Raw genomic sequence first — 12,028 nt, 5'->3', positions numbered from 1 at the left:
AAGCTGGAGAACTACGAGGAGGGGGCCCGGCTGGTCGACGCGAGCGCAGCGCCGTCCCTCGCCGCGGCCGCGGCCCTCCTCGCGGCGGCCGGGGTGACCGGTAGGGCCCGCCGCTCATCCTTCACCACCCTCCGCACGCCCGGAGCGGTACCGGTGCGCGGGGCGGCGCCCGGACCGGATCCGCTCCGGCGCGGGTCTAGGCTATGGCCATGACGTCGATCGATGATGCCCCTGTGGATCGCCCCGGCGGAGAGCCCGGGGAGGAGGGGCGGGGCCATGGTGTCCGGCCCCGCGGTGTGCTCGGCAGGCTCCCACGCTATGCGGCGGGCAAGCCCCCCGTGGCGGTCGAGGGACTAGAGAGCTTCAAACTCTCCTCCAACGAGAATCCGTTGCCCCCGCTGCCCGCGGTCCTGGACGCCATCGCCGCCGAGACCGCGATCAACCGGTACCCGGACCCGCTCACCACGGCACTGCGGACGGAGCTCGCGGGCGCGCTGGGTGTCCCTGCCACGGACATCGTCACCGGGGGCGGGAGTCTGGGTGCGCTCAACCAGATCCTGGCCACCTTCGCCGGGCAGAACGACTTCGCGGCCCCGGACGAGGTGGTCTACGCGTGGCGCTCCTTCGAGGCCTACCCGATCAGCGTGGGCCTGGCCGGTGCACTGGGGGTGCAGGTGCCGCTCCGCGCGGACGGCACGCACGATCTCGCCGCCATGGCGGCGGCCGTCACGGAGCGCACCCGGGTGGTCCTGCTGTGCACACCGAACAACCCCACCGGGCCGGTCCTCACCCGCGGCGAGGTGGTCGGCTTCCTCGCGGCGGTCCCCGAGGACGTGGTGGTGGTGATCGACGAGGCCTACCAGGAGTTCGTCCGCCGCCCCGACGCCGTGGACGGCATCGAGCTCTATCGCGACCACCCGAACGTGATCGTGCTCCGGACGTTCTCCAAGGCCCACGGTCTGGCAGGTCTCCGGGTGGGGTACTCGGTGTCCCAGGACCACCTGACCCGGCATCTGCGGGTCAGCGCCGTACCGTTCGCCGTCTCGCAGGTCGCCGAGCATGCTGCTGTGACCTCGCTGCGTCATCTGCCCGAGGTGCGTGGACGGGTGCAGGGCATCGTGGACGAGAGGAACCGCGTGGTGGAGGGCCTTCGGGCCTCCGGGTGGGACATCCCCGAGGCGGAGGGGAACTTCGTGTGGCTCGCGCTCGGCGAGGCCACCCAGGAGTTCGCGGCGCGGGCGGGCGAGCAGGGCCTGGCCGTGCGTGCGTTCGCCGGTGAGGGGGTCCGCGTCTCCATCGGCGAGGAAGCGGCGAACACCCGCTTCCTGGGGCTGTGCAGAGAGTACACCCCGGTTCCTCCCCCGCTCGGGAAGAGGACTGAATAGGCCGACGGGCCTGTGCTGACTACGCTTGGTCAGTACGCCACCGGAACATATGTTCTCCGGTGTATGACTTGCGACATACATGCCTTGCGGGGCATGGAGAGCGCCGGGTAAGGAGCGAAGGATGAGTGGCAGCCGACTGCCGACAGCGGAGTTCGAGGCCGAGGACATGGTGCGGTCAGCGCAGATCGCCGAGGCCGGTCTGGTGCCGGAACCGGAGATGCTGCAGGTCCTCGCACCGGACGGCGTCCTCTCCGCGAACCTGAGCGCGGAGGTGGCCGGGAGCGTCGTCGACTTCTCCCCTTATCTCTCCTCCACCGATCCCGCACACCTGCGCTCGCTCTACCGCGACATGTTCCTCCTCCGGCGCTTCGACCAGGAGTCCACCGCGCTCCAGCGGCAGGGTCAGCTGGCCCTCTGGGTCCCGCTGACGGGGCAGGAGGGAGCGCAGATCGGTTCGGGCCGAGCCCTCGAGCAGCAGGACTACGCCTTCCCCACCTACCGTGAACACGGCGTCGCCCTCACCCGGGGGGTCGAGCTCACCGAGATACTCCGCCTGTTCCGGGGAGTGACCAACGGCGGCTGGGACCCGCGGGAGAAGAACTTCCACCTCTACACCCTCGTGCTCGCCGCCCAGTCGCTGCACGCCGTCGGGTACGCCATGGGCATGCAGCGGGACCAGCTGTCGGACCCGGCACTGCCGCCCGCGGCCACGATCGCCTACTTCGGGGACGGCGCCAGTTCCGAGGGCGACGTCCACGAGTCCATGGTGTTCGCGGCGTCCTTCGACGCACCCGTGGTGTTCTTCTGCCAGAACAACCAGTGGGCCATCTCGGTGCCCTCCACCGTGCAGACGAGGGTGCCGCTGGCCAGGCGCGCGGAGGGCTACGGCTTCCCGGGGGTGCGGGTGGACGGCAACGACGTCCTCGCGGTGGAGGCCGTGACCCGGTGGGCGCTGGAGCACGCGCGCTCGGGGAGGGGGCCGGTCCTGATCGAGGCGTACACCTACCGGATGAGCGCACACACCACGGCGGACGACCCCACCAAGTACCGCCTGACGCAGGACGAGCAGGAGTGGCGGCCCAGGGACCCCCTGCTCCGGCTCGAGACGCACCTGCGCTCGCAGGGCCTCGCCGACGAGACGTTCTTCGAGGGACTGACCCAGGAGGCCAGGACCCTGGCGGCCGATCTCCGCGCCGGTGTGCTCGCCATGACCGGCCCCGACCTCGCGGACAGGTTCGCCATGGTCTACGCCGAGCCGCATCCGCTGGTCCAGGAGGAGCTGCAGCTCTTCCGGGACTACGAGGCAGGCTTCGCCGATGAAGGGACGCGCGACTGATGGCCACGATGACCATTGCCAAGGCCATCAACGAGGGTCTGCGTGCCGCCCTGGCGCAGGACCCCAGAACCCTGCTGATGGGGGAGGACATCGGTGACCTCGGCGGCGTCTACCGGGTGACCGACGGGCTCAAGAAGGAGTTCGGTGCACTGCGGGTGGTTGACACCCCGCTCGCCGAGTCCGGGATCATCGGCACCGCGATCGGGCTCGCGCTGCGCGGCTACCGGCCCGTCTGCGAGATCCAGTTCGACGGCTTCGTGTTCCCGGGGCTCAACCAGATCCCCACCCAGCTCGCGAAGCTCCGTACCCGCAGCGACGGCATGCTGAGTGCGCCCGTGGTCATCCGGATCCCCTACGGCGGTGGCATCGGCAGCGGGGAGCACCACCCGGAATCGCCCGAGGCGCTCTTCGCCCACACCGCGGGACTGCGTATCATCACGCCGTCCAACGCCCAGGACGCCTACTGGATGATCCAGCAGGCCATTACCTGCGAGGACCCGGTGATCGTCTTCGAACCGAAGCGGCGCTACTGGCTCAAGGGTGAGGTGGACACCTCGGCGCCCGCCGTCGACCCGTTCTCCGCCCAGGTGCTGCGTCGCGGCACCGACGCCACGGTGGTGGCCTACGGTCCGCTCGTCCCCGTGGCCCTGGCCGCCGCGGCGGCGGCCGAGGAGGACGGCCGCAGCATCGAGGTGATCGACCTGCGCTCCATCTCCCCGATCGACTTCGACACCGTCACGGAGTCGGTCGCCCGGACGGGCCGCCTCGTGGTGGCCCACGAGGCCCCGACGTTCGGTGGGATCGGCGGGGAGCTCGCCGCCCGGATCTCCGAGCGCGCCTTCCTCTCCCTCGAAGCACCGGTGCTCCGTGTGGGTGGTTTCCACATGCCCTACCCCGTGGCACGGGTGGAGGAGCACTACCTCCCGGACATCGATCGCATCCTCGAGGCACTCGACCGTGCCTTCGCGTACTGAAGGGCCGCCATGACACTCAATACCTTCGAACTCCCCGACGTCGGAGAGGGCCTGACCGAGGCCGAGATCGTGCAGTGGAAAGTCGCAGCCGGGGCCACCGTGGCCGTCAACGACGTCATCTGCGAGATCGAGACGGCTAAGTCGATCGTCGAGCTCCCGTCACCGTTCGCCGGCACGGTGGCCGAGCTGCTCGTCGCCGAGGGGGTGACCATCGAGGTGGGAACGCCCATCATCTCGGTGGAGGACGCCGTGTCCGGCTCACCCGAAACCCCAGGAGACTCCTCGGACGGCGCGCCCGGCCCGGAGCTGCCCGCCGACGAGGCCGACGGCGCCGTACCGGTACCGGACATGCCGGGTGAGGTGGCGACACCTGCGGGCGGTTCCGCCGAGCCGGCACCGGAGCCTGAACCGACGCCGGGCCCCCTCGTGGGGACCGGGCCCAAGGCGGACGCGGTGAAGCGCCGCCCGCGGAAGGCCCAGGGTCCGTCGCCGAGGACATCGGAGCAGCAGGCAGGCTCTCCGGTGGGTAGGCCGTCGACCCCTCCTGCGACGATCGATGCTCCGCCGGCCCAGGCCGACCTTGCACCGACCGCGGTCCGCAGCGACCAGGTGCAGAAACCCGGAGCCTCGCTGCTGGACCCGATCAACCAGCTCATCAACCGCGTCCTGGCCAAGCCGCCCGTCCGCAAGGCCGCGCGTGACCTCGGGATCGACCTCGCGGACGTGCCCGCCACCGGGTCCACCGGGGAGGTCACGAAGCAGGACCTCCTCAGCTACCAGGCGCAGCGCGACGCCGAGAAGGACGGCGCTGACTCCTTCTGGAAGGATCCCACCCGCCTGGGCGGGGGACGGGTGGAGCGCATCCCCGTCAAGGGCGTCCGCAAGGCCACCGCGCGTGCCATGGTGCAGAGCGCCTTCACGGCACCGCACGTCAGCATCTTCGTGGACGTGGACGCCTCGCGCACCATGGAGTTCGTGAAGCGGCTCAAGGCGTCCCGCGACTTCGAGGGGATCAAGGTGTCACCCCTGCTGATCCTCGCCAAGGCCGTGATCTGGGCGGCGGCACGCAACCCGTCCGTCAACGCCACCTGGGCGGAGGACGAGATCCACGTGAAGCACTTCATGAATCTCGGCATCGCCGCGGCGACCCCCCGGGGCCTGATGGTCCCGAACATTAAGGAGGCGCAGAACCTCTCGTTGAAGGAACTCGCGCTCGCGATCAACGAGCTCGCCACCACGGCGCGCGCGGGGAAGACGCAGCCGGCGCAGATGCAGGGCGGCACGCTGACGGTCACCAACATCGGTGCGCTCGGCATCGACACGGGTACGCCCATCATCAACCCGGGTGAGGTGGCGATCGTGGCGTTCGGCACCATCAAGCAGAAGCCGTGGGTGCTCGACGGCGAGGTCATCCCCCGCTGGATCACCACCCTGGGTGGGTCCTTCGACCACCGGGTGGTGGACGGGGATCTGAGCGCACGCTTCATGGCCGACGTCGCCTCCATCCTGGAGGAACCGGCGCTGCTCCTGGACTAGGGTGTGCCCATGACCGAGCACGATCCCGGCGGACGTCCCCGAGCGCGGTACCCGCTGAGCAGGCTCCTGCTCGTGGTGGTGCTCGGCTTCGTGGCGTCGAGCCTGCTGCAGCTCCTGGTCCCGGAGCTGGGGACCGTGGGGCGACTCTCCGTCCTCGTGATCGTGGCTGCCCTGATCTCCCTCGCCGTCACCTTCCGTCAGCGGCGCGGGCAGCGCTGAGGTCACTGACCCGCCGCGCCGGGCGGGGGACGGTGTCGGTGCGACGCGCGGCATGAACTAGGCTCTGCCGAGGGAAATCGGCCGAACACGGGGGACATGGCATGACGCAGGATCATCGCGACTTCGCGCAGGGCATCGACCGGGAACGCGTGAATCCGGGTAAGTCCCTCGGGGTCGCGGGGCTGGTCCTCTCCATCCTGGGTCCGCTGAGCCTGATAGGTCTGATCCTCAGCATCATCGCCTTCGTCCAGTCCAGGAAGGCGGGGATGAAGAACAACCTCGCGCTGGCAGGGATCATCATCGGGGCCATCCTCACGATCGGCCTCATCGCTCTCTTCGTCGTCGGCATCACCACCGTGGTGCAGACGTGCGCGGAGCTCGGCAACGGTGTCCACGAGCGGAACGGCATCACCTACACCTGCGACGTGTAGCCCTGCGTCGGTTCCCGCCGGCGGTACGCCGATCAGTGTCGGCTCGAAGCCTCAGACCTCATCCGTCGTCCTCCGGTGAGTGGAACGCGAACTCCTGCTCGGGAGTCAGCACGTACGTGTCATCGCAGCGGTAGCCCCTCAGCCAGTGCCGGCCGTCCACGACGCGGAGGTAGAACCCCTTCGGGTACTCCACGTCCTCGCTGACGGGTTCGGAGGCGATGTGGAGGGCGCCGGCCGGCGCACGACCCGCGGACAGGACCGAATCCGGTGCGTCCGCCTGGTCCATCAGTGCCAGGCGGAGGTAGGGGCCGGTCACCAGGGGGCACAGTTCCAGGCCCTGTCTCCTCGCGGTCGCGAAGACCTCGGGCTGGACGCCGCCGTTCCCCATGCCGAGCTGCCCCACGGTCCGCCTCACGATCCGGAGGGTCCGGTGCCCCGGGTCGTCGAACGCGGGGTGGGCGAGCAGCGTCTCCGCGTGGGTGTTCAGCCCGATACCCGTATCACGCAGCAGCCGGAGGAGCTCGATCCGGATCGTCCCGCCCACGCGGACCACGAGCGCACCGCCATCCACCCTGTTCGTCATGAGGTGATTCTCCGTCATTCGCGACCGGACAATGGCTTCGTAGGCGCCCGGACCCGCCATCGTGCTCAGGTCCCGAGCTCGGAGATCGCCGCCCGGAGGATCGGGGCCAGACGCCGGATCCCCTCCTCGATCTCCTCCGGTGACACGGCGCTGAAGGCCAGACGCAGCTTGCTGGAGGGATCGTCCGACGGTGTGAAGGCCGCCCCGGGGATGAACACCACACCGGCGTCGATGGCCCTGCGCAGCAGGGGGTACGTGTCGATGCCCTCGGGCAGGGTGACCCACACGAAGAACCCGCCGTCGGGCTCGGTCCACCCCACGCCGTCGGGGAACTCCGCGGCGAGGCTCCGGAGCATGGCGTCGCGTCGCTCCCGGTAGAGGCCGCGCATCCGCTCGAGGTGCCCGCGCCAGTCGTACTCCGTGAGGTAGGAGATCACGAGCAGCTGCGTGAGCGGCGACGGGCACAGCACCACCGCCTCGCACGCCAGGTAGAACCTCCGGTACAGGTGCCGGGGCACCAGCGCCCAGCCGAGGCGCACGCCCGGGGCGAAGATCTTGGAGAACGAGCCGAGGTAGATGACGTCGTCGGGGTTCCCGGCCCGCAGCGGCTGCAGCGGTTCGCCGTCGAACCGGAGCATGCCGTACGGGTTGTCCTCGAGGACCAGGATGCCGTGGGCACGGCAGATCTCCACCACGCGCTGCCGGCGGTCCGCGGTCAGGGTGATGCCGCTCGGGTTGTTGAAGCTGGGGATCGTGTAGAGCAGCTTGACGGTGCGCCCCGCCGCCTCGAGCTCGCCGAGGGTGCGCTCGAGTTCCTCGGGGATCAGCCCGGCGTCGTCCATGGCCACCGGGACCACGTCCACCTGGTACGCCTCGAAGGTGTTGAGCGCCCCCACGTAGGTGGGGTCCTCGCAGAGCACCACGTCGCCGGGATCGCAGAACACCTTCGCGGCGACGTCCTGCGCGGACTGCGAGCCCGTGGTGATCACCACGTCCTCCGGCTCGGCGCCGGTGATCCCCTCGGCCGCCATCACCTCGCAGACCAGCGCACGGAGCTCGTCCATGCCCTGGCCTCCGCCGTACTGCAGCGCCTCGAGCCCGCGCTCGGCGAGGATGCGCTGCGCCGTCCGGCCGAGGTCCTCGAGCGGCAGCGACTTCAGGTAGGGGCTGCCACCGGCCAGGGAGACGAGCCCCGGCCGGACCGAGATGTCGAAGACGTCACGCACCGCGGACTGCTTGATGTTGGCCGCCCGCGCGGAGAAGAGCGCCTCGTGGCGGCTCGCGGAGTCCCCGGCACGCTCGAGTGCGGCCTCGGTCTCCGGGGGCAGGACGGCGGGAGCGGGCTCGCGGGAGGACATCATGCCCGGAGTCTAGGCCCGGGCCCAACGCCGGGCAACGGAGCCGGCCCGCGACGGACCCACGGTCACACCCAGCCGGCGTCCCGGGCCTTCAGGGCGGCCTGGAAGCGGCTGTCCGCCCGGAGGGTCTCGAGCATGAAGGCGATGTGCCGCCGGCAGGTCCGCACGTTGATGTCCAGGCGCCGGGCGATCGACTCGTCCGAGAGCCCGTTCGCCAGGCCCTGGAGGATGGACTGCTGCAGGCCGGTCAGGGGCGAACCGCTCGGCGCAGGGGCCAGGAAGGGCTCACTGAGCTCCCAGGCCACCTCGAAGAGCTGCGTGAACACGGAGATCAGGCCGTGGTCGCGGATCACGAGGGCCGCCTTATCCTCGCGGGTGAGCTGCCGCCCCACCAGCGCCAGCTTCTCGTCGAAGATCATGATGCGCAGGGGGATGAACGGCAGCACGCCGAACTCACCCCCGGCGGGCATGATGGCCTCCACGGCCTTACGGGTGGGTACGTGGTCCCGGGTGCCGGTGTCGTAGAGCGTGCGACGGCGCACGCCGCTCCCGAGGAGGTCGAGGTCCTTGCGGATGCTCTCCTCGTGGACGTCGGCGGTGGATCCCTGACCGGGTTGGGCGATGTACACCTTGTCCGCCACGTCCCGGCCGTAGTCGATGAGGACCCGGTGGATGAGGTGGGGGTCCTCCAGGACCTCCGTCGAGGTGCTGGCGAGGACGTTCCGGCGGGCGGAGAGGAAGGCGGGGAGCAGGGTCGAGAGTTCACGCCGCTGCCCGCTGATGCGGGTCTTGAGCTCCTGCAGGGCGCGCTCGTCGGCGTCCACGAGGTCGGCGAGGGCGACGTCGGGGGAGACCGCCACCAGCCCGTCCCCGGCACCGGACTGCGCGCTGAGGAGCCGACGCGCGGCCAGTTCCTCGATGGCCTCGTCGATGCGCCGCAGGGTGAGACCGAGCGCCTCCGAGGCCTGGGGGCGGGTCCAGCCCGGGGGCGCCACAGCGTACCGGTACACCTCGACCGATGTGGGATCCAGCATGGGAGGTCCTTGTCCCAGCCTCTCGGCTGATCAACGGCGTCGAGCTTCGCTGCAAAGCATGACATGTCCGGTTGATGACACCAACCCGTCAGCGGCAACCGGGGAGGTCGCGGGGCGCCCTCGGCCGCACGACACCGCGAGTCGGAGGCGCAGGAGCACGACACTCCGGGGGGTGCGTCGATCCGCCGGAGTCCGGTTCGCGCCATGTCCACATCCGGCCAGGTGGAGTGCTGGACACCCCTCACCCGCGCCCGTCATCCTGATGGAGCCGATCCGGGACGCCCACCGCTTCCCGACGGTGTCACCGCAGGATCGCGGTGGGACGCAGCCCCACCCCACCGGCGGGGACGGAAAGGACGGTCATGAAGGTACTCGGCGCAACCGCGACATTCCTCGTCCTCCTCGGAGCGGTGATCCCCTCCGTGCAGTCCGCCGGCACCGGGAGCTGGGACTGGCCGAAGAGTCAGCCCCAGGCCGGCAGTCCGGTCGTCCCGGGGTAGAACGGACCCGGAGCGCGATCCGGACCCCACCAGGAGCCCGCCCCGGCGCGGGTGATCAGAACCTCTCGAAGGAAAGATGCATGAGCCAGGTGGCAGCCGTTCGAACCGCCTCACGAACGGCAGTCAGCACCCGGTGGTGGCATCTCTCCCTCTCGACGGGTGGTTTCGACATAGCGGACGGCATCGTCGAGGACCTGGTCACCCCGCTGGTGGCGCACGCACGGAAACTCGGGGCCAAGCGCTGGTACTTCCAGCGCTCGCAGGATGTCTCCACCGGCGTCGTCCACCAGGTCACACTCAGTGTCCACGTGCACCCCCGCGTGCTGGAGCGGCTGCAGAGCCTCCTGCGTGAGATCCGGGGGCGATCCCCGTCCCGGTTCCCGCTGCTGGAGTCCCGGCAGCAGATCACCGCTCCCGCGAGCAGCACCTACTACTCCGGCGGCCAGGAGATGGCCGGTCCGCAGCTCGAGGCGGATCTGGTCACGTACGGCGGCATCAGGGGACTCGACCTCGCGGAGGAGGTCTTCGAACTCAGCTCGGAGCTGGCCCTCTGGGCGAACCACCGCTTCCCGCGCATGCAGAGCCGCTCGGCGCTCGGGGCGCTGATGCTGTTCGATGCGGCCGACAGCATGATGCGCGGCCCGCGCTCCGGGGGCTGGCAGGAGCGGCGCTCCCCGTCCTGGGACGGCTACTGGGACACCCATCTGCGGACCTCCACCGCGGAAGTGGGGCCCCGGGCGGCCGGTGTGCGGGACGCGATGACCGCCCAGGTGGCCACCAAGACCACGGGCTTCCACTCGCTCATGACGGCCACCGCCGCGGAGACGGCCGTGCACACCTGGCGACGGCGGTGGTACCGCGCGGTGGACAGCTACCTGTACCGCGCCGCGAAGGTTCGGGTCAGCCGGACCGCGCAGCACCTCACGGTGTACCAGGCGCACGCGGCGCTCAGCCGCCTGGGTTTCGTGGCGCGCGAGGAGGCCGCCCTGGGACTGTACGCACGATCCTGGGAGCCGCCGGAGGAGCTCGCTCCCACCACCCTCCGGGAACCGGTCCGCCGCCCCGTGTGAGGATGCCGGTCCACCGTGGCCGACGCCGGGGGTGACCGGCCGGGCTCAGGCCAGGACGGGCACGGCGGCGACCAGCGCTGCCAGGATCCCCCGGACGGCCGCCACCCCCTCGGCGTCGTCCCGGGGGTGCAGGGAGGCGAAGCGCGTGACGGAGGCGCCGATGGACAGCCGGGCGTCCTCGAGGACCTCGGCGCCGGCCACGCCGAGACAGCGGCGGGCCTCATCGTGGGCCCACACCCCGCCGCCCTGACCGAAGGCTGCGCCGACCACGGCGGCGGGCAGGCCCGAGACCACCGCCGACCCGAAGGGTCGCGACAACCAGTCGACGGCGTTCTTCAGGACGGCGGGCATGCTGCCGTTGTACTCGGGTGAGACGAGGAGGATCGCCTCCGCCCCCGAGGCGGCGGCGCGGAGTCCATCGACGGACGGCGGCCGGACGGCGTCGTCGTCGATGTCCTCGTTGTAGAACGGGAGCTGCGCCAGGGCGTCGAAGATGATGCCCCGGACGCCGTCCGGGGTGTTCTCGAGCACCACCTCGGCCAGCTGTGCGTTGATGGACCCCTCGCGGAGGCTGCCGACGAGGACGAGGATCGTGGTGGTCAATCGGCCTCCCGGCGTCGTGGTCCGAGCCCGGTACGGAGCGGGCACTCGGAGTCTAGCGCCCTCCCCGCAAGGAGCGGATCGTGTCCGGCGGTGCCGGCGTCGCTGTCCCGCACCAAGGGCATCCCACGACGGCCGGACCAGTGCCGTCCGGTCCAGCGCCGTCCCCGGTGCCGCCCGATCCAGCGCCCCTCAGATGAGCGCCGCTCAGACCAGCGCCGCCCAGTCGTGCGCCAGGTCGAGTCCGTGCGCCTCGGACACGGAGCGGTGCGTCACCCGGCCGGACGCCACGTTCAGACCGCGCGCGAGGGCGGGGTCGGCGTCGAACGCGCCGCGCACACCCTTGTCCGCCAGGGCGACGGCGTACCGGAGCGTCACGTTGGTGAGGGCGTAGGTGGAGGTGGAGGGTACGGCGCCGGGCATGTTGCCCACGCAGTAGAACAGGGAGCCGTGGACGCGGAAGGTGGGCTCCTCGTGCGTGGTCACGTGGGAGTCCTCGAAGCAGCCGCCCTGGTCCACAGCGATGTCCACGAGCACGCTCCCGGGCTTCATCCGGGCCACGAGCGCGTTCGTGACCAGCTTCGGTGCCCGTGCGCCGGGGATGAGCACGGAGCCGATGACGAGATCCGCCTCGAGCACCGACGTCTCGATCTCCAGCGCGTTCGAGGCGATGGTCTTCACCCGCCCCGCGTACAGGGCGTCCAGCTCGCGCAGCCGGGAGATGTCGATGTCGAGGATGGTGACCTCCGCCCCGGTCCCCACGGCCATCGCCGTCGCGTTGGTACCCGCGACCCCGGCCCCGAGCACCACCCCCTTGGCGGGGCGCACCCCGGGCACCCCGCCCAGCAGGAGCCCGGGACCACCCGCGGGCGCGGTCATGACCTGGGCGCCCACCTGCACGGACAAGCGCCCGGCGACCTCGGACATCGGTGCGAGCAGGGGAAGTACACGCCCCTCCTGCACAGTCTCGTAGGCGATCGCCGTCACGCCGGCCTCGAGCAG

13 protein-coding genes and 1 pseudogene are annotated in these 12,028 nt (G+C 70.7%); 9 read left to right on the top strand and 5 right to left on the bottom strand.

Annotated elements, in window-relative coordinates:
* From AC792_RS17725 to AC792_RS07285, 7 genes and pseudogenes are all read left to right on the top strand, one after another.
* Positions 1 to 213: pseudogene (locus AC792_RS17725) on the top strand (hypothetical protein); the annotation flags it as partial.
* Positions 210 to 1,385: a histidinol-phosphate transaminase gene (locus tag AC792_RS07310; RefSeq protein ID WP_442853605.1), complete on the top strand. Its 1,176-nt coding sequence runs from the start codon at positions 210 to 212 to the stop codon at positions 1,383 to 1,385. The pseudogene AC792_RS17725 and the gene AC792_RS07310, both read left to right, overlap by 4 nt.
* Before the next feature lie 121 nt (positions 1,386 to 1,506).
* The gene (gene pdhA, locus AC792_RS07305) at positions 1,507 to 2,721 is read left to right on the top strand and encodes a pyruvate dehydrogenase (acetyl-transferring) E1 component subunit alpha (RefSeq protein WP_082177553.1); all 1,215 of its coding nucleotides are present in this window, start codon (positions 1,507 to 1,509) and stop codon (positions 2,719 to 2,721) included.
* On the top strand, positions 2,721 to 3,695 hold the full coding sequence (locus tag AC792_RS07300) for an alpha-ketoacid dehydrogenase subunit beta (protein WP_049829904.1): 975 nt from the start codon (positions 2,721 to 2,723) through the stop codon (positions 3,693 to 3,695). Before pdhA ends, AC792_RS07300 begins: the two co-directional genes overlap by 1 nt.
* A 9-nt stretch (positions 3,696 to 3,704) precedes the next feature.
* Positions 3,705 to 5,231 (top strand): dihydrolipoamide acetyltransferase family protein, encoded by a 1,527-nt coding sequence (locus AC792_RS07295; RefSeq protein ID WP_049829903.1) that lies wholly within the window; start codon positions 3,705 to 3,707, stop codon positions 5,229 to 5,231.
* 9 nt (positions 5,232 to 5,240) lie between these two features.
* Positions 5,241 to 5,450, top strand: a complete 210-nt coding sequence (locus tag AC792_RS07290) for a hypothetical protein (protein WP_049829902.1) — start codon at positions 5,241 to 5,243, stop codon at positions 5,448 to 5,450.
* Between the two features lie 101 nt (positions 5,451 to 5,551).
* Positions 5,552 to 5,881: a DUF4190 domain-containing protein gene (locus AC792_RS07285; protein ID WP_049829901.1), complete on the top strand. Its 330-nt coding sequence runs from the start codon at positions 5,552 to 5,554 to the stop codon at positions 5,879 to 5,881.
* A 58-nt stretch (positions 5,882 to 5,939) separates the two neighbouring features.
* On the opposite strand, the gene AC792_RS07280 is transcribed toward AC792_RS07285, so the two are convergent.
* The 3 genes from AC792_RS07280 to AC792_RS07270 all read right to left on the bottom strand — a co-directional run bounded on the left by AC792_RS07280 (position 5,940) and on the right by AC792_RS07270 (position 8,856).
* Positions 5,940 to 6,464, bottom strand: coding sequence for a hypothetical protein (locus tag AC792_RS07280; protein ID WP_235436446.1), 525 nt, complete (start codon positions 6,462 to 6,464; stop codon positions 5,940 to 5,942).
* A 65-nt stretch (positions 6,465 to 6,529) separates the two neighbouring features.
* Positions 6,530 to 7,825 (bottom strand): aminotransferase-like domain-containing protein, encoded by a 1,296-nt coding sequence (locus AC792_RS07275; RefSeq protein ID WP_049829899.1) that lies wholly within the window; start codon positions 7,823 to 7,825, stop codon positions 6,530 to 6,532.
* A gap of 62 nt (positions 7,826 to 7,887) precedes the next feature.
* A complete protein-coding gene (locus AC792_RS07270) occupies positions 7,888 to 8,856 on the bottom strand; it encodes a helix-turn-helix domain-containing protein (protein ID WP_049829898.1) in 969 nt (322 codons plus the stop codon).
* A gap of 362 nt (positions 8,857 to 9,218) precedes the next feature.
* Between AC792_RS07270 and AC792_RS17275 the strand changes: the two genes are divergently transcribed.
* Both AC792_RS17275 and AC792_RS07265 read left to right on the top strand, forming a co-directional pair.
* Positions 9,219 to 9,356: a hypothetical protein gene (locus AC792_RS17275; protein WP_160317622.1), complete on the top strand. Its 138-nt coding sequence runs from the start codon at positions 9,219 to 9,221 to the stop codon at positions 9,354 to 9,356.
* Positions 9,357 to 9,436: 80 nt separating this feature from the next.
* Positions 9,437 to 10,426, top strand: coding sequence for a lantibiotic dehydratase C-terminal domain-containing protein (locus tag AC792_RS07265; RefSeq protein WP_049829897.1), 990 nt, complete (start codon positions 9,437 to 9,439; stop codon positions 10,424 to 10,426).
* A 45-nt stretch (positions 10,427 to 10,471) separates the two neighbouring features.
* Here AC792_RS07265 and AC792_RS07260 read toward each other — a convergent pair whose 3' ends face one another.
* Positions 10,472 to 11,029 (bottom strand): NADPH-dependent FMN reductase, encoded by a 558-nt coding sequence (locus AC792_RS07260; RefSeq protein ID WP_049829896.1) that lies wholly within the window; start codon positions 11,027 to 11,029, stop codon positions 10,472 to 10,474.
* Between the two features lie 204 nt (positions 11,030 to 11,233).
* A partial coding sequence (locus tag AC792_RS07255) for an alanine dehydrogenase (protein WP_049829895.1) occupies positions 11,234 to 12,028 on the bottom strand: 795 nt, incomplete at its 5' end.

Origin of the sequence: Arthrobacter sp. RIT-PI-e (assembly GCF_001187915.1) — a bacterium.
GTDB lineage: Bacteria > Actinomycetota > Actinomycetes > Actinomycetales > Micrococcaceae > Arthrobacter_D.
This window is presented reverse-complemented; position numbering and strand designations above follow the sequence as displayed.